The 19,441-nt window shown below is 69.1% G+C and carries 23 protein-coding genes; 11 read left to right on the top strand and 12 right to left on the bottom strand.

Going from position 1 to position 19,441, the window contains the following annotated elements; genetic code table 11:
- Positions 1 to 118 precede the first annotated feature (118 nt).
- The 3 genes from NHG27_RS08770 (at position 119) to NHG27_RS08760 (ending at position 1,855) form a co-directional block, all read left to right on the top strand.
- Positions 119 to 451 (top strand): hypothetical protein, encoded by a 333-nt coding sequence (locus NHG27_RS08770; RefSeq protein WP_497015921.1) that lies wholly within the window; start codon positions 119 to 121, stop codon positions 449 to 451.
- The gene (locus NHG27_RS08765) at positions 448 to 810 is read left to right on the top strand and encodes a hypothetical protein (protein WP_497015920.1); all 363 of its coding nucleotides are present in this window, start codon (positions 448 to 450) and stop codon (positions 808 to 810) included. The genes NHG27_RS08770 and NHG27_RS08765 overlap by 4 nt, the downstream gene beginning before the upstream one ends.
- A 784-nt stretch (positions 811 to 1,594) precedes the next feature.
- Complete coding sequence (locus tag NHG27_RS08760) at positions 1,595 to 1,855, top strand: hypothetical protein (RefSeq protein WP_497015918.1); 261 nt, start codon at positions 1,595 to 1,597, stop codon at positions 1,853 to 1,855.
- Positions 1,856 to 1,881: 26 nt separating this feature from the next.
- Here the strand turns inward: NHG27_RS08760 and NHG27_RS08755 are convergent, their stop codons facing one another.
- The 5 genes from NHG27_RS08755 to NHG27_RS08735 form a co-directional block, all read right to left on the bottom strand.
- The gene (locus NHG27_RS08755) at positions 1,882 to 3,135 is read right to left on the bottom strand and encodes a site-specific integrase (RefSeq protein WP_497015917.1); all 1,254 of its coding nucleotides are present in this window, start codon (positions 3,133 to 3,135) and stop codon (positions 1,882 to 1,884) included.
- A 199-nt stretch (positions 3,136 to 3,334) separates the two neighbouring features.
- On the bottom strand, positions 3,335 to 3,694 hold the full coding sequence (locus NHG27_RS08750) for a helix-turn-helix domain-containing protein (RefSeq protein ID WP_497015915.1): 360 nt from the start codon (positions 3,692 to 3,694) through the stop codon (positions 3,335 to 3,337).
- Positions 3,691 to 4,815 carry a tyrosine-type recombinase/integrase gene (locus NHG27_RS08745; RefSeq protein WP_497015914.1) on the bottom strand — a complete coding sequence of 375 codons (1,125 nt, stop codon included), beginning with the start codon at positions 4,813 to 4,815 and terminating at the stop codon, positions 3,691 to 3,693. The genes NHG27_RS08750 and NHG27_RS08745 overlap by 4 nt, the downstream gene beginning before the upstream one ends.
- Before the next feature lie 277 nt (positions 4,816 to 5,092).
- The gene (locus NHG27_RS08740; RefSeq protein WP_255178832.1) at positions 5,093 to 5,680 is read right to left on the bottom strand and encodes a recombinase family protein; all 588 of its coding nucleotides are present in this window, start codon (positions 5,678 to 5,680) and stop codon (positions 5,093 to 5,095) included.
- Positions 5,681 to 6,134: 454 nt separating this feature from the next.
- Positions 6,135 to 6,734 carry a recombinase family protein gene (locus tag NHG27_RS08735; RefSeq protein ID WP_497015909.1) on the bottom strand — a complete coding sequence of 200 codons (600 nt, stop codon included), beginning with the start codon at positions 6,732 to 6,734 and terminating at the stop codon, positions 6,135 to 6,137.
- Between the two features lie 260 nt (positions 6,735 to 6,994).
- Here NHG27_RS08735 and NHG27_RS08730 point away from each other — a divergent pair, with 260 nt between their 5' ends.
- Positions 6,995 to 7,471 carry a P-loop nucleotide/nucleoside kinase family protein gene (locus NHG27_RS08730; RefSeq protein ID WP_232089073.1) on the top strand — a complete coding sequence of 159 codons (477 nt, stop codon included), beginning with the start codon at positions 6,995 to 6,997 and terminating at the stop codon, positions 7,469 to 7,471.
- 125 nt (positions 7,472 to 7,596) lie between these two features.
- Here NHG27_RS08730 and NHG27_RS08725 read toward each other — a convergent pair whose 3' ends face one another.
- From NHG27_RS08725 to NHG27_RS08710, 4 genes are all read right to left on the bottom strand, one after another.
- Positions 7,597 to 8,808: an IS30 family transposase gene (locus NHG27_RS08725; protein ID WP_187662127.1), complete on the bottom strand. Its 1,212-nt coding sequence runs from the start codon at positions 8,806 to 8,808 to the stop codon at positions 7,597 to 7,599.
- A gap of 90 nt (positions 8,809 to 8,898) precedes the next feature.
- Positions 8,899 to 9,657, bottom strand: a complete 759-nt coding sequence (locus NHG27_RS08720) for a hypothetical protein (RefSeq protein ID WP_043651913.1) — start codon at positions 9,655 to 9,657, stop codon at positions 8,899 to 8,901.
- Positions 9,654 to 10,751: a hypothetical protein gene (locus NHG27_RS08715; RefSeq protein ID WP_497015902.1), complete on the bottom strand. Its 1,098-nt coding sequence runs from the start codon at positions 10,749 to 10,751 to the stop codon at positions 9,654 to 9,656. Before NHG27_RS08715 ends, NHG27_RS08720 begins: the two co-directional genes overlap by 4 nt.
- Before the next feature lie 287 nt (positions 10,752 to 11,038).
- The gene (locus tag NHG27_RS08710) at positions 11,039 to 11,782 is read right to left on the bottom strand and encodes an ATP-binding cassette domain-containing protein (protein ID WP_497015901.1); all 744 of its coding nucleotides are present in this window, start codon (positions 11,780 to 11,782) and stop codon (positions 11,039 to 11,041) included.
- A 709-nt stretch (positions 11,783 to 12,491) separates the two neighbouring features.
- Between NHG27_RS08710 and NHG27_RS08705 the strand changes: the two genes are divergently transcribed.
- The gene (locus NHG27_RS08705) at positions 12,492 to 13,430 is read left to right on the top strand and encodes a DUF3560 domain-containing protein (protein WP_051027599.1); all 939 of its coding nucleotides are present in this window, start codon (positions 12,492 to 12,494) and stop codon (positions 13,428 to 13,430) included.
- Between the two features lie 63 nt (positions 13,431 to 13,493).
- On the opposite strand, the gene NHG27_RS08700 is transcribed toward NHG27_RS08705, so the two are convergent.
- A protein-coding gene (locus tag NHG27_RS08700; protein WP_497015899.1) for an IS3 family transposase occupies positions 13,494 to 14,656 on the bottom strand; the annotation gives its coding sequence in 2 pieces (ribosomal slippage) (positions 13,494 to 14,389 and positions 14,389 to 14,656; 1,164 coding nt in all).
- On the opposite strand from NHG27_RS08700, the gene NHG27_RS08695 reads away from it, so the two are divergent.
- On the top strand, positions 14,649 to 14,834 hold the full coding sequence (locus NHG27_RS08695) for a hypothetical protein (RefSeq protein ID WP_497015925.1): 186 nt from the start codon (positions 14,649 to 14,651) through the stop codon (positions 14,832 to 14,834). The genes NHG27_RS08700 and NHG27_RS08695 overlap by 8 nt on opposite strands.
- A gap of 418 nt (positions 14,835 to 15,252) precedes the next feature.
- On the opposite strand, the gene NHG27_RS08690 is transcribed toward NHG27_RS08695, so the two are convergent.
- Positions 15,253 to 15,417 carry an SEC-C metal-binding domain-containing protein gene (locus NHG27_RS08690; protein WP_497015897.1) on the bottom strand — a complete coding sequence of 55 codons (165 nt, stop codon included), beginning with the start codon at positions 15,415 to 15,417 and terminating at the stop codon, positions 15,253 to 15,255.
- A gap of 28 nt (positions 15,418 to 15,445) precedes the next feature.
- Here NHG27_RS08690 and NHG27_RS08685 point away from each other — a divergent pair, with 28 nt between their 5' ends.
- From NHG27_RS08685 to NHG27_RS08675, 3 genes are read left to right on the top strand one after another with little or no spacing between them, the layout of a single operon-like run.
- Complete coding sequence (locus NHG27_RS08685; RefSeq protein ID WP_497015896.1) at positions 15,446 to 15,877, top strand: VanZ family protein; 432 nt, start codon at positions 15,446 to 15,448, stop codon at positions 15,875 to 15,877.
- 46 nt (positions 15,878 to 15,923) lie between these two features.
- Complete coding sequence (locus tag NHG27_RS08680; RefSeq protein ID WP_193719769.1) at positions 15,924 to 16,712, top strand: SDR family NAD(P)-dependent oxidoreductase; 789 nt, start codon at positions 15,924 to 15,926, stop codon at positions 16,710 to 16,712.
- Positions 16,709 to 17,224: a MarR family winged helix-turn-helix transcriptional regulator gene (locus tag NHG27_RS08675; protein ID WP_193719768.1), complete on the top strand. Its 516-nt coding sequence runs from the start codon at positions 16,709 to 16,711 to the stop codon at positions 17,222 to 17,224. The genes NHG27_RS08680 and NHG27_RS08675 overlap by 4 nt, the downstream gene beginning before the upstream one ends.
- Before the next feature lie 24 nt (positions 17,225 to 17,248).
- Here the strand turns inward: NHG27_RS08675 and NHG27_RS08670 are convergent, their stop codons facing one another.
- Complete coding sequence (locus NHG27_RS08670) at positions 17,249 to 17,878, bottom strand: hypothetical protein (RefSeq protein WP_497015894.1); 630 nt, start codon at positions 17,876 to 17,878, stop codon at positions 17,249 to 17,251.
- A 182-nt stretch (positions 17,879 to 18,060) separates the two neighbouring features.
- On the opposite strand from NHG27_RS08670, the gene NHG27_RS08665 reads away from it, so the two are divergent.
- Positions 18,061 to 18,837, top strand: coding sequence for an SDR family oxidoreductase (locus NHG27_RS08665; protein ID WP_497015893.1), 777 nt, complete (start codon positions 18,061 to 18,063; stop codon positions 18,835 to 18,837).
- 76 nt (positions 18,838 to 18,913) lie between these two features.
- Positions 18,914 to 19,375 carry a hypothetical protein gene (locus tag NHG27_RS08660; RefSeq protein WP_497015892.1) on the top strand — a complete coding sequence of 154 codons (462 nt, stop codon included), beginning with the start codon at positions 18,914 to 18,916 and terminating at the stop codon, positions 19,373 to 19,375.
- The last annotated feature ends 66 nt before the right edge of the window (positions 19,376 to 19,441 follow it).

Here is a 19,441-nt window from a genome sequence, read left to right as displayed (position 1 = left end):
GGTCTGGGACTCTCAGCAAGTCCATTCTTGCTGGTCACAGGAGCATTCGGCTCTCACGACCCGCCCCTCAGCCCGATCCGGCCGGCGGATCCAGGCTGAGACCCGCTGTCACCTATCCGTGCAGCAGACCCTGGTTCACAATGCGGCGTGTACATTTGTTACACGCGCTAACGCGGCCGCAAAACAAGCTGTCGGAGCGAGGATGGTGCAGAAATATAACGGCGGTAGGCATCGTGTCACGATCGAAGATAAAGCTGGAAAATGGCACTACGACCTCAAGGGTGCGGCGCACTACGCGAACGGCCGATATGTTGCAACGCCGCACAAGGTGTACCAGCCAAGGAATGAAAGATCACCTTCCGGCTGGGGCAAGCCGGACCGTAAGAACACGTCGATGATGACGTGGCGCGATCTTGGCCGCGTGTACTGGCACCTCCGAAGGGCGGTATGAGTATGGAGTTCCAAGGGCTTTCGCCATGGAAGCGCGATGTCGGCATCATCGAAGTTCATACGGAGAGGGGCGTTGTTGATCTTTTCAATGACTCAACACTTGTCAGTGTCTGTATCCAGCCGGGGGCCAGGAGTCTCTTGTTACGATTCGATACACCGATAGGTAGTCTGGGTGTGTCCTTCGGGCGCATCACGGGCATGCGTATGGAGGGCGCTATTGAGGTGCTAAACACAATGGGCTTTTGGCAGTTCGATTATTTCGGAGGGTCAGCCGAATTGCCTGAGACCATCGTCATATATTTCACCGAGGGTGAGCTCGCTGTGGAAGCAGGGCTAATCGCGACCGAATGGTTGGACTGACGCGCTTCCGGTTTGCCGACGACCACGGCGTACCCTGGCAAAAGACCACCGCGGGGCCGGCGCCGAAGCGGGTCCAGCGGACCCGCCGACCGCGCCAGTCGAAAACCTGATCCAGCGTGTCGGTGCGCATGACGCGCAGTCTCCCACCGATGACGAACACCGCTAAAGCCAGAATCGCGGAGCAAGCCCTCGTCTGCGTTCGCGACGATCCTGGCTGCTAGCAAGCCTCGCGCACGTCGACGAACAACCCATCGGGCGGTTGCGATCAGAGTTTCACGATCAGGTCGATTACCGGCAGGGGTGGCTGGTAGGGGTGCGTGCCCGGGAGGTGCGAGTTCCAGGCGTCACCGCCTCGTCCGGACGGACCAGCGCCACGCACTACCCGTGCAACGCTGGCCGCCCGGGAGGACCGGGCGGTAGGAAGTGCTCGGTCCGCGGCCGCCTGGGCAGGTCGCGTTCGCGGACCGTCGGGCCCGATGGTGAGGCAGGCTCCGCTCCGACTAAGGTGTGAACGGGCTAGAGGGTGACGTGCACGTTGACGTGTGCGAGGGCTCACTGGTGTTGGCTTCACTCACGTTCCGTGCGAATCGAGATCTCGGTGGCAACTTCAATCCCTGAGGGTTCGACCTTTCGCGTTCCACTCAAAGGCGCGCGGGACGGGTTTGCTGTAGTGGCAAGACGGGTTCCGAGAGGACGGATCGTCGCGCTGCACCTCTTCTCCGAATCTCCTCAACCCTCCGAACGAGGCTCAGCACCCTTGCCTGACCCTCGTTCCGCTGTGTTTGTGGGCAAGTTCAGCGACTTCGCCATGCGAAGCGGTGAGTGGGAAGCGCTAGGAGTCCATCCGCAGTTTGATCGTGATCAGTGGCAGTTCTCGCGGGTGCGCTTCAGGAACACCGGGACCAAGCAGTGGTTCGCCATCGATCTTGACGATCGAGATCCACTGAAAGAGGTCGCGATCTCGCCGGTTGAGCAGGACATCGCGATGGGCCTGCCCTCCGGTGACTTGTTTTCTCCGTCGGCGATGGAGCGATTCTTGCGGTGAGCATGGCTTACCTCTAGCGTGCGCTGCTACGAGCTCGGCGACGGAGCCAGGGGCGCGCAGAGATCTGCGAGGTAATTCTCGTAGTTCGCGTTGGCCGCTATGGCGTGCGATTTCAGGGTCTGCGGTGTGTAGCCGAGGACTTCGGCGAGGATCGCGACGGGGGTCTGGCGGCTGAGCTCGGTGAGGGTGCCGAGCCTTGCGGCGAGGGAGGAGAACAGCGGTCGTTGTTCCTGGCGCAGGTGCGTGGCAGTGATGTGTGCGCCGGGCATGGAGCCGCGGAAGACCCAAGGGGAGTCGGGGTGTGCCGCGGTGCGGGCGTGCTGCGGATCGGCCGCGAGCTCGCGCACGGCTGCGTCGAGCGGCTCGTCAAGACGGATCGGTGTGCCAGCGAGGTCGACGGTGACGCTGTGGTCAGTGATCGTGATGTAGTCCCAGCGCAGCGCAACGATGCGCTCGACGGGCTGGGCGAACACGAGGACGAGGATCGCTGCCAACCGGTTACGGGCGGACATCTCGGAAGCGGTGATGGCTCGATTGAGCGCTACCTTCTGGCCGGCGTGGTCGAGGCGCGGGGCTGTTCCACGTCGATGGCGGGGGACTTCAAGGTCGGGGTTCGTGATCTTGGCTGCGCGGGCCCAGCGGAGGAAACGGGCGATGTTGAGGCGTGTCGTCGTGCCGGTGGCGATCCAGGTGTCGACGTCGTCCTGGGTGGCCTCAGTCAGCGTGGTGTCGCGTGTGGTGAGCCAGTTGCAGAACTCGATCGCTACCGTGGTGACCTGCTTGGCGCGCAGGAAGGTGCCGTTGCTGATGGGGGATTCGGCGCGCATGTGGCGCAGGTGCTTCCATCGGATGCAGCGATGGATGACCGTGCGGTGCTCGGCGTCCGTCAAGCGGTTCTCTGCCTCCATTGCCCAGTCTGTGAACCTGGCGAGGAGCTCGTCGCGCGGTTCCAGGGCGCCATGCTCTACGAGCAGGCCGCGGATGTACTCGCGAGTGCGTCCGGCGGTGAGGCTGTCGACGGAAGCGTGCGTGACTGGGATCGTGCGCACGAGCTGGTGCAGCATGGTGGCGACGTGCTTCTGGCGGATCCAGGTGAGTCCGGAGTTAGGACGCTCCATGCTCTTGAGCGCATCGGCCATCGGGACCAGTTGGCTCGAGGTCTTCCCGGTGCGGGGGTCAGCGAAGGCGGAGTCGACGAGGTCGTTCAACACGCAGAGTTGGCATGAGCCGTCGCGGTCGAGCTCCACTTCGTCACCGCAGCGCCGGCAGTCGATGTTCACGCGGACTCCGGAGCAGGTCCGACAAGCGGGGAGCCCGGCGATGCGGCCTGGTAGGACTCCTTCGTGCCCGCAGGCGCAGGTGCCTATCGTGCGGATGGCAGCAAGGCGGCAGTAGTTGCACAACCGTCCATCGGGCCAGGTGACGCAGAGCAGGTGGTGACCGGCGCAGCGTGCGCAGGGCGTGGGGAATGCCTTCGGATCAGGCTTGCGCGGACGGGCCATCGTCGCCCTTCACGAGTCGGATGCGGTGTGCCACGGGGGCTGTGGTGTCGCTGTCGAGGGGGAGCCGTGGTGCGTTCGCGGTCTTCGCGGCGCGCAGCTCGACCTTCGGTTCGATGAGGTCGGCGGGGGAGCAGTCGAAGATGTCGCAGAGCGCAACGAGGACACCGAGCGAGATGCGCTCGGGCGTGCCGGTCACGAGGCGGTAGATCTGCGTGTCGGAGAGGTTGATGCCGCGGTCACGCAGCAGTGGGCGTAGCTCGGGGGACTTCCAGAGGTTGTGCTGGGCCATGAGCTGGCGCAGGTGCCAGGTGTAGCCGAGACGCCTGATCTCACTCATCGGGTTTCTCCTGTACCGATGCGCAGCCGGTTGGCGATCATCCGCTGCACGACCTTTTGCTTGTAGTCCGCGGATACCGAGGTGTAGAGCGCCGTCGTCGAGGAGTACGAGTGCCCGACCTGCTGCTGGACGAACAGCGGGTCGTAGCCCGCCTCGATCAGGTGCGTCACGTACGAGTGCCGCAGCGCGTGCAGGCTCAGCTCCGCAGGGAGACCTGCCATGACCCGGAACCGCGCGAACGAGCGGGCCAGGCCGTTCATCGTGATGCGGTCGGTGCGCTCGGACGGCCACAGCGCCCCCGACCGAGCCGCGGTGGCGAACAGGTCGCGGCCGCCGGGGGAGTGCCACGCCTGGAGCAGAGCTGTGACCCAGTTGAACCGGGGCGTAGTCAGGACCGTGCGACGCCGCGGCCCGCTTCCGGCCATGCCCTTCGTCCAATGCACCGTCAACGCACCGAACGGTCCGTAGGCGGGCACGTGCGGGTTCGGCCCAAAGTCCTGCACGTCGAGCATGACGAGCTCACGACGGCGCAGCCCGTAGGCGTACGCAACCTTGAACGCCACCGAATCACGCATCGCCGTCAACCACCGCTTGGAGCGGGCGTTGTGGTGAGCATCGACATGGTCGTCGACGGCGTCAAAGAAGCGCTGCAGCTCGTCGATCGTGAAGGCACGGCGACCGGGATTGAGCGCGTCGTCGGTCGTGTGCCGTGGCGAGATCCACTCGAACACGATCTGAGACGGCAGTTCGCCGAAGTGCTGCTCGCAAAGGGCCACCCAGCCGTAGCGCCCGTCGCAGACGAAGGAGCAGAACATCGCGATCGCGTTCGACTCCGCACGTAACGTCGACAGCCCCAACGACCGGCCGTTTGAGCGACGCTGCGCGGAGTATTCATCGAGGTCAGACGCCTGCTTGCACCACGGGAAGTCGTTGGTGAACACCTGGAAGCGCTCGACGACCCGATTGCGGCTCTTGATCGTTGCTACGGTCAGCCCGCGCGCGAGCATCTGGTTGCGCCAGCCGGCAAGCTTCGCGTCGAAGACCCGCAGTTCCACACGCAGAAGAGAGACGTTCGACGCGCCCAGAGGCCGTGTAGGCACCGTCCCAGGAGTCTCGGCCACGCCGCCTTCCTTCCGAGGAATCGTGCATCAGATGCACGAAACCTAGGGTGAGCAGCGCTGCAGCGACAAGGACCCGGGTGGCGTCGAGGTCATAGTAAGGACCGAATGGCGTCCTGGCCTGCGAACTCATCTTCATCGCGCCTCGGTGCGAGTCCTTGCATCCAATGCAACTCGCACTACTTAGCTGGTAGGCGTGCGTGCTCAAGAGGTGCGAGTTGCCCGTCCCGCCACGGTGCGGCCGAGGTCAGCGGAGGCTTCTTCCGCCCTCGACGAGCGGTCAGAGCGGTAGTTCACAGGGGGCTGTAACAGTTCCCAGGTGTCGGTACAGGGTGTCTCGGGAGACGCCGAGCGCGCGGGCGACGGCGGCGCGGGACTGCCCGCCGGCGAGCGCAACGCGTGCAGCCTCGATTCGATCAGGTGTCATGACGCTCGGGCGGCCGCCGACACGTCCGCGCGCACGGGCGGCAGCGAGGCCGTCGAGCGTGCGCTCCCGGGCGAGGTCGGCCTCCATCTGCGCAACAGCTGCCAGGACGTGCACCATGAGGCGTCCGGTCGCGCTCGAGGTGTCGATCGTCTCCGTGAGCGATCGCAGCGTGATTTTTCGGTCGTCGAGGTCGCGCACCAGGCGCGCGACGTGCGCGGCCGAGCGGCCGAGCCGGTCGAGCTTGGTCACGACGAGGGTGTCGCCCTCGCGTAGCTGCGCGAGGACGCGGGCGAGCTTGGGGCGGTCCTCGCGGCGGCCGGAGGCCTTCTCCACGACGATGTCGCGCATGTCGACGCCGCCGGGTCCCGTGAGCGCGTCGACCTGGGCGTCGAGGTTCTGCGCCGTGGTGGAGACCCGGGCGTACCCGTAGGTGTGTGCCATGGCCGCGACGGTAGCGAAAACCTCCGGACCGCGTTCTGCGACACCGGCGGTTTCCGGACACTAGTTCTGCGACATGTTCTGTCGGCGTGTCGCGGCGGCGGCCGCAGTGTCCGAGAAACGGTGGCGGTCTCAACCGATCAACGCACCACCTTCACTCCGAGGAACTCTAGCGTCGAGCTCAGCGGGGATCGTGGGTGCGCATGCGCACCGTGGCCCGTGTCCCTTGGGCGGGCTCGAGGACAGAGATCCGGGACGCGAGCCCGTCGATCACCGACGCGGGAGCTGGGATCCTCGCGGACTGCAGCGCGGTTCGGACCTCGTCTTCCGAGTGTCCGGCGTGCTGGTGCGCGATGGTGTTGAGCCGGTCCTCGACGGTGGCGGACTGGCCCTCGTTGATCCAGCGATCGACCTCATCCAGCGGCTTCGGCTTATGACGTCTCCACATGGATCGAGGCTAGGCCTCGCCCGAGCGTGCTGCCAGAGGTCGAGCACGTCCGACGGCGCGGTAGACGGTCGCGCGGGAGACCCCGAAGAGCTCGGCGATCTCGGCGGAGGTGTGGTTGCCGGCGTGGTGGAGGTCGACGAGGTGACGCTCCTGGGCAGGAGTGAGCTTGGGCTTGCGGCCCTTGAGCTTGCCCTTTGCCTTCGCGATGGCCATGCCTTCGCGGGTGCGGGCGCGGATCAGGTCAGCCTCGAACTCGGCGACCTTCGCGAGCACGTTGAGCAGCAGCCGGCCAACCGGGTCGTTGGGGTCGTGGACGGTGCCTCCGATCTGCAGCCGGACGCCGTGGGTGGTGAGCTCGTCGACGATGTCGCGCGCGTCGCGGATCGAGCGGGCGAGGCGATCGAGCTTGGTCACCACGAGCGTGTCCCCGGACCGGGTCGCGGCCAGGGCCTCGCGGAGCCCGGGCCGGTCGCGGTGGGTGCCGGTCGCGCCCTGGTCGACGTAGACGCGTCTCGGGTCGACTCCCATCGTCTCGAGCGCTTGGCGTTGGGCGGTGAGGTCTTGTTCGGCGGTCGAGCAGCGTGCGTACCCGATGAGCGTCGCGGTCATGCCGTGAGTGTCGCAGATAGGCAGCCCTCACCGGGCAGATTTTCGAGCGGGTCTATCGAGACAGTCGACATCAAGGTGCTGCCTCGCCGCGTGGGCGTTGCGCGGGGTGTCTCGGTAGGGGATCGGCTTACGGCACGGCGGTATGGTCAAGCGGATTTCCGGGTGATGCCGGCCGTAGGTGGTCATGCAGCCCTCGACTCCTACCCGGGCGTCACCGCCTTTGTCCCTCACCTGCGTTGAGCCCGCATAGGGTTGGCTACGTGGACCAGGTCATCCTCATGTGCGGTCCGGCTGGATCGGGGAAGTCGACCTACGCGCGTGGCCTGGAGGCCCGGGGCTATGTCAGGGTCTCGTTCGACGGCGAGGCGTGGGCCCTCGGGCACCGGACCCACCCGATCGGCGACGACGCGCGCCAGGTCGTCAACGGAACGCTCCAGGACAAGCTCGTCGACTGTGTGAAGCAGGGGAAGGGCGTCGTCGTGGACTCCTCGTTCTGGTCCCGTGCCTCGCGCGATGAGTTCAGGCGGCTCTGCGCCCCCCTCGGCGTCGTCCCGGTCGTCTACTACCTGGACACCAGGCGGTCGATCCTCCTGGACAGGTTGGCCCAGCGCGAGAACTCCGGCCCGGACGACATCGCTGTGTCGCGCGAGCGAGCGATCGCGTACATCGACGGGTTCGAGACGCCCACACCTGAAGAAGGCCCACTCAGGATCGTCCACGTGACAAGCCCGATGTGATCGTGGCTGCGCCCAGACCGGCGCCACGCCCACGCTGGTCGCCCTCCTGACTCGAAGGGGTATCCCCGGTGGGCGGTCTCGCAGAGACACATCACAGTCGCCGATTCTCATTGCCTGCCCCGGCTTCATTCCTCAGCTACAGCTCGCACGCCTGCGTCGGATCTGCTCATCGACCGGCGCAATTCTCGAGCCGCCGCTGCGGTCTCAAGAAACCTCTCCGTCGGCGCCGCCCATTCAAGGACCTGCCGAGGCCGTTCGTTGAGGAGCCTCTCGATGCGTTCGAGCTCGTCGTTACTCGTCGCGTTCATGTTCGTGCGCCGCGGGAGGTACTGGCGCAGGAGGCGGTTAGTGTTCTCGTTGGTGCCGCGCTGCCACGGGCTGCGGGGGTCGCAGAAGTAGACCGGGGCGTCGATGAGTGCGCTGAGGAAGGCGTGGTCGGCCATCTCGCGGCCGCGGTCCCAGGTCAGGGACTTGCACATGCCGGGTGGGACGTTGAACAGGGCGCGGGCGACCGCGATGCTGACGTCCTTGGCCTTGATCCCGTCGGGCAGCGGCACGATCTTCAGGTAGCGGGTGGTGCGCTCGACGAGGGTCGCGACCGCGCTCGGGCGCTTGCCCATGACGAGGTCACCTTCCCAATGACCCGGCTCGAGCCGGTCGGTCACGGTGGCGGGGCGGTGGTGGATGGAGACCATGTCGCGCAGATGCCCTCGCCCGTGCGATCGCTTCACGAGCCGGGGCCGGCGCATCGTGCGACCGGACCGCAGCCGCTGGTACGTGCTCTTCGGCAGGTTCCGCGATGCCGGCAGATAGACAGCGCGGTAGATCGTCTCGTGCGAGACCCACATGCCCGGCTCGTGGGGATGTTCGCGGCGCAGCCACGCCGCGATCTGCTGCGGGGACCAGTCCAGCTCGAGCCGCGAGAGCACCACCGCCCGCAGCCGCTCGTCGCTCGCGAGACGCGGCACCCGCGACCGCCGGGCTTCGACGCGGGCACGCTCATCGGCGACCGTCGCACGGTAGGCGTCACGGCCGCCGTTGCGGGCGATCTCGCGCGAGACCGTCGACGCCGACCGCCCCAACCCTTCGGCGATCGCCCGGGCAGAAAGACCAGCAGCGATCCCACGCGAGATCTCTTCCCGCTCACCTGGACTCAGGTGCCGTGGGGAGCGTCTCGGCAACGCGGGTCGCACCCCACCATGACGCAGCAAGTACCGGCGCACGTGATGCGACGGGACGCCGGCCCGATCGGCGATCCGCCGCAGTGACTCGCCCTCGCCCCATGCCTGCCACACGACGTCCTGTACTGCCGCTGGCAGCGACGTCACCACACTCATCCCAGCCTCCACGACCACGCATCATCTACCCTCGTGGTGCGTTGGTGGGTTGAGACCGCCTTCGAATGTCAACTTCACTAGCGTGCGCTTCTAGTTGTTTGCGGAGGCCCTGGTCGGCGCGCTTGATGGGATGCCCGTACTGAGCCAACGGGAGTGTCGTAGTCGGGCCGAGAGCGGTGCTGCTGCTGCCCGGGTTCGGGACCACACGAGAGTGGCGGTGCTGCAGGCGGCTGCGGCGAGGAGGGCGCCCCAGAGGTGGATCTCGTAGGGCGGATCTCCTGCTCCGCTCAGTGCGATCACGCTTCCGGAGGTGGTCCCTTGTGCCATCACGATCGCGCCCGCAAGTGCGAGGTAGAGGACGGGGCCGGCGACCGAGCCGACGAGTCCGACGGCCAGCAGCGCGAGGGCGCACAGGAGCGCGACCCCCATTGCGATGCTGAGCGCCATCGTGGGTGTGTAGATCGCGTCCAGTGGTCGGTCCTCGGTGCTCACGTCCGCGAAAGTCCCAGGTGGCAGGAGTTCGGGAACCAGGTTGACTGCGGCCAGGATCAGCAGGGGCACCGCCGCGAAGGCGCCCATGAGGGATGTTGCGGCAGCGATGGCGCGCCGCCGCAGCGGTCGCGGTGAGGTGAGGTCGAGAGCGGGCATGCGCGAGGTGAGGCCATGGGCGGCGACCGGTGCACAGAGGATCGCCGCTAGTTCCATCGCGGGGAACGCGCGCAGCACCCCGCCGGCAACTGGCTCGGTGACGAACTGGTGGCGCCAGAGGCCGATCGAGATCACGGCGTAGAGCGCCGCCGCGGCAAGGAGGACGGTGGGTTGCCTGCCCGACCAGTAGGACGTCGTCACGGTAGCTGGTCCTCCGTCAGGGAGCAGTCACGCACCTGGTCCAGGTGTTGGGTCAACCAGTCTGCGAAGTCCGGCGTGCTGAGGGGTGCGAGGCGGTCGTAGCCGTTGCCGTAGACCGGGGCGCCGGAGTCCTCGACGATCCCGGTCTGCTCGGGCGGGACTCCTACGGTCGTGAGCATCTTCGACAGCACCCCACGCCAGTACTCAGCCGGGACATCGGCGTCCTCGAGCGCGTCGCAATCGCCCGGGGAGAGAAGTGCAAGGGATGTCTCGCGTGCGACCTGCCGGTCGAAGCCTGAGCGGGTGGTGGCGTTCGCGATCTCCGGAAGGAGGATCGTCGAGGGGTCGCTTCCGGCAGAGCCGGTGGGGGAGGAGACGAGCACGGGACTCGTCGGCGGCGCGACGGATGCCAGCGTCTCGACCGTCCTGCTAATGTCTGGAAGCAGGGCGTGGTCGTCGTCGGCGACGCAGACCCTCGTCTTCTCGGTCGGCTCGCCACAGACCATCTCGACGGGTGTGGGCGTCACGAGGTGCAGGTTCGGCGAGCCGAGCGCGATCACTGCGAGCAGCCCGACCGGCATGGCGGCAGGTGCGAGCGCACGGACCTTGTCCCGCGTCGAGCCGCGGCGCACCACAGCGCCCGCCAGCAGCGCGCACGCGAGTGCCAGCAGCGCGAAGTACCCCATACGCAGCAGTGCGATGGTCGCTGGAACGGTCCAGCCGGTATCGGGGGCTGCGATCCCCCAGGAGAGCGAGACCGACAGGAGAGAGCGTCCCGTGTCGACCATGAGGGTGTCTGTGACCAGGAGGGGAAGGAAGAGCACCAGTGCCGTGCCCGCCAGCGTGACCAGTGGCCAGGTTCGTGCCGGTGAGACTCGAGCGAGAACGAATCCCAGCGGGACCGCGGCGATCACCCCGGCCACGTGGGAGACGGTGCTGAGAACCGCCCCGATACCGTCAGCGCCTCGGGCAGCGACGATCAAGGCGAGTATCGCGACCGAGCCCAGGCTCACTGCGCCGATGACGAGGGCGAGTGAACGGATCAAGGCACCGGTGAGCCTTTCTAGACCGCGGCCAGCGGCAGGGCTGAACATCGCCGAAGACGGGGACACCCAGCGTCCGAAGTAGCCGGCGCACAACGCCGCGACCAACGCCGGGACCCATGACGCGTCCCGGATGTTCCTGTCCAGGCGCAGCCAGCTTGCTGGCGCCCAGTCCAAGACATTGACAGCGACATACGCCCACCCCGCGGCACCGACTGCGACCACGACCAGGAGGTGGGTCGGTGAGAGCGGCCACAGCAGACGGCGAAGTGGCGATCGCTTCCCCGCGCGAACAGACCGCGGAGGGCGCAGAGGCGAGCGCGCTCGGACGGGCGCGCTCAAGACTGCCCCCGAAGTGCCGTCACGTACCCGGCCTCGAGAGGTCGTTGGCCCGGTTCCACCACCCCGGCTCCCAGCAGGCTCAGTTCCGTGATGCTGCCCTGGAAGAGTGCCTGGCCCTCGTTGATCACCACGACACGGGCGTCGGGCAGGTCGAGGTCCTCCAGCAGGTGGGTGGCGAGAAGCACGGTGGCTCGCTCTGCGACCTGCCCCAGGAGCTGCCGGATCTGCACACGCTGTACCGGGTCGATCCCGACGGTCGGCTCGTCGAGGAGAACCAGCGACGGGTCACCCACGATCGCGCACGCGATACCCAACCGCTGGCGATACCCGCCCGAGAGGGAGCGAACCCGCTCGCGGGCGCGCTCCTCGATCCCGGTCGCCGCCATCGCCTCGGCCGCGACCTGTGCGCACTGTGCGCTGTCGACACCGCGAGCCCACGCCGCATATTCCACGACCGCATGCACCCGCTCCAACGCGGGCACCGTGAAACTCTGTGGAAGGTACCCGACGTGACGCCGCACCTTCTCCGCATCCGAGAGATCAGCATCCCCGACGTGGATCGTTCCCGACTGAAGCTCCGAGAGGGTGGAGAGCAACCCCATCAGGGTCGACTTCCCGGCACCATTCGGCCCCAGCAAACCGACGAGCCCGGGGCCCATGGCCGCCGTCAGACCCCGAAGGGCCTGACGGCGACCATAGGCATGATGCACGTCAATGCACCGGACGACGACTCCGGTCACGGAGCGTACGAGGTCGAAGACTGCGAGGACGCACCAGTCGAGGAGCGAACCAGCGTGCGGTACACAGCTCCGGAGGACGACGGGTTCGACGCCGACCACGTCGCGTTCCCGACGTTCGTACGCTTCACGGTCTTCATGTTGGTGTCGGGCAGCGGCCCGGCCTGGACGTGCATGAGCTTCGCATGCTTCACACTCTCTCTTCATTGAGGAGTGAGGGACCAGCAAAACGCCCCCCACACTGGACTGGTCAGCCAGTGCGACAGACCGTACTAGTAGACGCAGGGAACGTCTACCCGATCAACTATCGGTAGCGAGGGGGAAGTTCAAAAGAGCCCCTGCATGCCGTGCCCGCGACTTCGTCGCGGGTGCTCGTGGCCGCTGCGCGGCCGCTGTCACCGCGCTGCGCGCGGGGTTTTCTTCCCCTCCTGGCTCTCCATCATCGCCCGCGCACCCCGTGGCTCAACCCGCTCGACTTCGTCGCCGCCCCGCCGTCGAAACTCGCCGCCCGGCGCTCCTTCGTCGCTTCACCCGGGCAACGAGCCCCGTCGTCGGGCCGGACCGCGGGTTGCGCCCCGAGGCCCCGCGCGGGCGGTGATTACGACGCCAGGAGGGGGCGAAAAAAGGTCCGGGACGCCCGGCCACCCACCTCCCGCGCAGAGAGGTCACCATGCCTGTACTCACCATCACCCACACCCGCGCAGACGGAACCTTGATCGCGGGCACCCAGCGCGGCGACGGCACCAACACGATCCTCACGACGAACGGGTGGCGTTGGAGCCGCGCCCTCGGCGCGTGGTTCGTCCCGCACTCGCGCGACCGCGCGGTCAAGACCCCGGTGATCACCGCGACCGTGGCCACGCTGCGCGAAGCCGGCCACGACGTCGCGGTCTTCATCGACGACACAGCCCGTCCGGCCGCCGTTGTCGAGGCCGACCTGGCTGGCCGCCAGGCTGACCGCGCCGAGGCCATGGCCACGAAGGCTGCCCGCAAGGCCAGCGCAGCCGACGCTGCCTACGCCCGGCACGAGGCCGCCGTCAGACGCCTTCCCGGCGGTGGGGAACCGGTCAAGCTTGGCCACCACTCCGAAGGACGCCACCGTCGCGCCATCTCCCGGGCGTGGTCCACGCTCGGCACTGCCGTCGAAGCCCAGCGTGAGGCCGACGACGCCCAGGCCGCCGCCACGACAGCGGCCGCGACGACCGGGGCCCGGTACAGCACCATCACCGTCGGGAACCGGATCGAGAAGCTCGCCGCCGAGGTTCGTCGCCTTGAGCGGCGCGTCACGGCACCGGTGTACGACCCCGACACGGGATACCGACCCGCGACCGAGCTGGAGCGGGCCGCACGCACCCGGCACCTCGAGCCGATGATCGCCGAGACCCGCGACCAACTCGCGTACTGGGAAGGCGTGCGAGCCGATCAGGTGGCCACCGGCGCGGCCGGTGACTACGGCCGGCACAACGTCGCCAAGGGCGACGCGGTGAAGATCGGCGACACCTGGCGCCGGGTCGTGCGCGCGAACGCCAAGACGGTGAGCGTCCAGACGGGCTACTCCTGGACCGACCGCGCACCCTGGCACTCGGTCACCGACCACCAACCAGCCGCCGACATCCCCACGGAAGCGGCCGGCCGGCCCGCCAGCCGCTGACCACCCACCCGCGAAGGTCGCGCGGGACTGCTGCAGGATCCGTTGACACGGGTTTGGTGGTGATCATGCCGCAAGCGCGGCGTTCTGGGCGGTGAAGGCGAGCTCGTACTCCACGGGGGTGAGTTTGCCGAGGGCGCGCTGGCGTCGGCGCCGGTTGTAGGTGCGTTCGATCCAGAACACGATCGCGTCGTGCAGTTGGTCGCGGGTGGCCCAGCGGCGACGGTTCAGGACGTTCTTTTGCAGCAGTGCGTGCCAGGACTCCATGGCGGCGTTGTCTCCGGCGGAGGCGACCCGTCCCATTGATCCCTGCAGGCCGGCGGCAGCAAGGACGGCCCGGAAGCTGCGCGCTCGAAATTGCGCTCCGCGGTCCGAGTGGACCACCACGACGCCGCTCGGGGCGCGACGGGCGACGGCGGTGCGTAGCGCGGTGACGGCGAGCTGGGCGGTCATGCGCTCGTCGATCGCGTAGCCGACGATGCGGTTGGAGAACAGGTCCTTGATCGCGCAGCAGTAGAGCTTGCCCTCGCCGGTGGGGTGCTCGGTGATGTCGGTGACCCAGACCTGGTCCGGCTCGGCCGCGGTGAAGTTGCGTTGGACGTGGTCGTCGTGGACCGCCGGGCCCGGAGTCTTGCCGGTCCCGCGCCTGCCCTTGCGCACGGTCACCGACCACAGCTTCTGCGCCGAGCACAACCGCCAGACCCGCCGCTCGCCGACGTCGTGACCGGCGCGCTCGAGCTCGTCGGCGAGGAACCGGTAGCCGAACTCCGGGTCGTCGCCGTGGGCGTCGATCAACGCGTTGGTCAGGTGAGCGTCTTCCAGGTCGCGGTAACTGACCGGGTTGGCCGCCCAGGCGTAGTAGGCCTGCCTGGAGTGGCCGAGCACCCCGCAGGTCAGCCGCACGGGGATGCCCTCGGCGGCCAGGTCACGGACCAGCGGGTAGCTCATTTTGGGAGCGATCCAGCGGCGAAGTATGCGGCCGCGCGGCGCAGGATCTCGTTCTCCATCTCCAATCGACGCTTCTCCCGGCGCAGCTGGACCAGCTCGTTCTGCTCAATGGTCGTCTGACCATCGGTGACACCGTCGTCGATGTCGGCCTGGCGCACCCAGCGCCTTACCGACTCCACAGAGATGTCGAAGTCGGACGCGACCTCGGCGTGCGTCAGGTCGCCGCGTCGAGCGACCCGCACGACGTCACGCTTGAACTCAGGTGGGAACTTCTTGGGCACAGCGACATCCTTCCAGCAGGACCTCGTCCCGCAGATGGAGTGTCAACCGATCCTGCAGCAGTCCCTGACCTGGATCGAACGGACCTACCACCGTCGCCGACGCCAGGCCAGACTCGCACGATTGACCCCGATCGAGTTCGAGATCATCATGAGCCAGGCCGCCGACCAAGCTGCCTAACCAACTGTCACGGAATCATGCAGCAGCCCCTCCTGTACTGCCGCTGGCAGCGACGTCACCACACTCATCCCAGCCTCCACGACAACGCATCATCTACCCTCGTGGTGCGTTGGTGGGTTGAGACCGCCGTCGTTTCTGCTGGGGCTCGCGCTCTTAGCCATACCCTCCCGCTGCCCCCGATACAGGCTGATTCTCGTGGGTCCGGGCCGTGTCAAGGGCACTCCGCTTCGCGTGCGATGGGCGTACGTCCACCCTTGACACGACCCGGACCCACGGGACACTGCACGCCTGGGACAGCACGCTCCAACCAAGGCCCTTGCGAGTCACTCGGCCATAGGGAAGTCGGCGCGCAGCGCGGCCAGAGTCCTGTGGGCGGACTGCGGGCGTGAGAGCCGACGTTGAGCGTCACGGATGAGAGTCAGCGCATGAGGGCCTCGGCGGTCGGGGCCGTCAGCGTGCCGGGGCCGCCCGTGCCCGGACCCGTGGGGGTCCCGTGGTGGAAGCGCCCGCAGCACGCCCCGTACGTCTCTCCGGACAGGCACGGGCAGCGGGCGTCGTCGGGCAGGGGCCAGGTCGCGGTCATCCGACCATCCTTCCGTAGGGTGTGAGCCGTGCGTACCCTCCGCTGGACCTTCGCGGTCTACCTCGCCGCCGTCCTGGTCGTGACGTGCTGGCCGTCGCCCGAGTCCACCGCGGCCCCGGGCTGGGCGCTCGCGGTCGTCGACGCGTTCCGCTCGGTGGGGGTGCCCCTGACGGTCGCGTTCCTCGAGGCCGCGTCCAACGTCGTGATGTTCCTGCCGTTCGGCGTCCTGGGGCTGCTCGTGGTGTCGGGGACGCGCCCGGCGGTGCCGATCTGGCGTGCGGCAGGGCTCCTGGTGCTGGCCGGCTTCGCGCTGTCGCTCGCGATCGAGCTGACGCAGCTCGTGATCCCCGGGCGCTACTCGACCGTGCAGGACGTCGTGATGAACACCACGGGGGCTCTCGCGGGTGCGGCGGCGGTCGCGGGAATTCTGGGCGGGCGACGCCCGTTGACTGCAAGATAGTGTCGCGACGACACAAAAATTCTCGCATCGTCACCCGGAGGTACCCATGTCCACCCCCCTCTCCACCGGCACGCCCGTCGACGGCGCCGCACCGTTCACCGGCAAGGTCGCCCTCGTCACCGCGTCCGGAGCCGGCATCGGGGAGGCGGTCGCGAAGCGGCTCGCCGCCCAGGGGGCGGCCGTCGTCGTCTCCGACGTCAACGACGAGGCCGGTGCACGGGTCGTCGCCGAGATCGAGGCAGCCGGCGGGCGCGCGGCCTACCGTCGCGCGAACGTGGCCGACCCCGCGGACGTCACCGCGCTCGTCGCGTTCGCCGTCGAGACCTTCGGTGGCCTGCACCTCGCGGTCAACAACGCGGGCGTGGGCACCCGGCCGTTCCGCATCGACGAGATGCCCGAGGACGGCTGGGACCGCACGCTCGACGTCACGCTGCGCGGGACCTTCCTGTCGATGAAGGCCGAGATCGCCCACATGCTCGGCAACGGTGGCGGCAGCATCGTCAACATCGCCTCGATCGCGGGCCTCAAGGCCTCGCCGAGCCTGTCGCCCTACTCGGCCGCCAAGGCGGGCGTCGTGTCCCTCACGCGCGGCACCGCGGTCGAGTACGTGACCGACGGGATCCGCATCAACGCCGTCGCGCCCGGCGCGATCGAGACGGCCGCGCTCGCGTCGCTGCCCGAGGAGGCCCGTGCGGGATACGCCGCCGACGTCCCCATGAAGCGCCTGGGCCAGCCGGCCGAGATCGCGAACGCCGTCGTCTTCCTGCTGTCCGACCAGGCCAGCTTCATCACCGGTGTGGTCCTGCCGGTCGACGGCGGCACACTGGTCGCGTGACCGACGCACCACTCCCCGGGGCGGGGCCGGCCGACGGCCCCGCCCCGGGCGACCCGCGGGTCCCCGCGTACCGCTCCGACCTGCTCGACTCGCTGGTGCGGGTCATGGGCCTGTGGACGAGCGGTGACTTCCTCGCAGCGGTCGCGGCCCGTGAGGGGATCGACCTGGACTCCCCGGCCGTCGTGGTGCTCACGGTCGTGTGGCGGCAGGGGCCGCGCCGTCCCTCGGCCATCGCGGAGCACCTGTCGACGGGGCCGTCGAACGTGAGCAAGATCCTGCGCCGCCTCGACGCGGCGGGCCTCACCGAGCGGCGCCAGGACCCCGACGACGCCCGTGCGTCGCGCGTCCACCTCACCGAGGAGGGGGCCCGGGTCGCGAGGGTGTTCGTCGCGGCGGGCGACAGGCTCGTCGACGAGCTGCTCGACGGGTGGGCACCCCAGGACCGGGTGGCCTTCGCAGCGCTCATGCGGCGCTTCGAGAGCGCCAGTGAGGCGTTCCTCGACCGGTCCTGACCCGGTGCGGCGCACGCCCGCCCGCTACGCCCACAGCAGCCGCCACCACGTCTCGCCCGGCGCGTCCGCGCGCTGGAGCGGGTGGATGCGGTGCGGTGCGTGGACCGCGTCGCCGAGCCCCAGCTCGTCCACGGCGTAGGCCCACAGCAGCTCGCACTCGCAGTCCGGGGTGTGCTGCTCGGTGACGAGCAGGTCCGCCTCGAAGCGCACGACGGCCCCCTCGGCGACGATCCGCTCGTCGCAGCGCCCCGGCCCCAGGACGTACCCGTGGAGCCGCACGTCCTCGGGGTGCTCGGCGGCTGCGCGGAGCAGGCTCCTCAGGGGCGGCGACCCGTTCGTCCTGTGCGCGAGCCGTGCGGGGGCGAGCCGGGCGAGGAGCGCCTCGGCGAGGGGGCCGTCGAGGCTCGCGAAGAACGTCGGTTCGAGGGGGTCGTCCTCGGGGTGCAGGACCGGTTCCAGGAGCTCGGGGACGGCGTCGTCGAGCAGCCAGCCGTGCGTGTGGGGGCCGTGGACGTGGTGGAACCCGCCGGGGCCGTTGGCCTCGGCGGCCTGGTGCCTCCACAGGGCGCGCAGCGTGGGCACGCCGAGGGGCGAGACGGGGTGCCGAGGGGTGGCTCGTCGTCGGGGGTGCGGGGTCCGGTTGCCGTGGCTCATGGGCGGTAGCGTGCCCGGCCCGTCGCGTCGTGGACCGGGAGCGCGCGGCCTCCTGTGGACGGGCGTGCAGAGGTGCCGCCTGTGGGTGACGCCGGAGCGAGGTGGGGCCGGGATCCGGGGGCTGCCCGCCGACCCGGTCGGCAGCGCGTGCCGGGTGGACCGCAGAGAGGGAGGATGCCTGCATGACGATCCTCGTGACCGGCGGCACCGGCACCCTCGGCACGCCCACGGTGGCCCTCCTGCGTGACGACGGGCACGACGTCCGCGTCCTCAGCCGGTCGGCGAGCCCCTCGACCGGCCGCGCGGCCGCTCCCGGTGCGACCGTCGTGACGGGCGACCTCACGACGGGCCAGGGCCTGCGTGAGGCGTTCGACGGCGTGCAGACCGTCCTGCACCTCGCGACGCGCGGTCCCCGGGCCGACGTCGAGATGGGGCGACGCGTCGTGGCCGCCGCCCAGGACGCGCAGGTGGGGCACGTCGTGCTCGTGTCGATCGTGGGCGTCGACCAGATCCCCCTCGGCTACTACCGCGCCAAGCTCGAGGTCGAGCAGATGCTCACCGCGTCCGGGCTGCCGCACACGATCCTGCGGGCCACGCAGTTCCACGAGTTCGTGGACGGCCTCTTCGCGGCGCAGCACCTCTCGCCCGCCCTGCTCACCCCGTGGCTCCAGGTCCAGCCGATCGCCGTGCCCGAGGTCGCCGCGCGCCTCGTGGAGATCGTCGGCGCCGGGCCCTCGGGCCGGGCGGCGGACATCGGCGGGCCCGAGCGGATCACGGGTCGCGAGGCCGCCCGCGCGTGGCTGCGGGCGACCGGGCGGCGTCGTGCCGTCGTGCGCGTGCGGCTCCCGGGCCGGACGTTCGGCGCGTACGCGGCCGGGCACCACCTGGTGCCGGGCGAGCCCTACGGGACGCAGACGTACGGGCAGCACCTGCTGGCGCGGTACGGTCCTCCGCGCTGACCCCTGCCTGCGACCGCCGTGACGGCGCGGCTGCCTGCGGTTGCCGGACGTCCGGCTCGGCACGATCGTGGAGAGCATGACCCGAGCCGCCGACGCCCCGTACCTCTCCCTCGACGTCCTGGTCCGATCGGTCGCGCTCGGCGTCGCGGCGGGCAGTCGGGCGTCGCTCGGCCTGGCTGCGCCGATCCTGACGTCGGCGCTCCCCGGGCCGGGGGGCGTGACGGCCAAGGTGGCTGCGGGGCTGGGGGTCGCGGCCGAGCTCACGGGCGACAAGCTGCCGAGCGCGGGCTCACGCCTCGAGCCGCCCGGGCCCGCGATCCGCATGGCGTCGGGGGCGCTCGGCGGGCTGGCCCTCGCCCGCCGTGCGGGCGTCGGCGTGCTCGCGCCCGTGGTCCTCGGGGCGGTGGCCGCTGCCGTCGGGACGGCGGGCGGGGCGATGTGGCGTCTCGCCGCGAGCGGCTGGGCGCCGGACTGGCAGCTCGCGGTCGCGGAGGACGCCGTCGCGCTGTCGTCCGCGGCGTTCGCGGTGCGCGCCTGAGGAGACCACGGCCCGACGGCGCCGCCCACCCCGGAGGTGAGCGGCGCCGTCGGGCGTCAGGTCGGG

This window comes from Oerskovia sp. 140933, assembly GCF_059651515.1.
The sequence above is the reverse complement of the archived record's forward strand: the minus strand, read 5'-3'. Positions and strand labels throughout refer to the sequence as shown.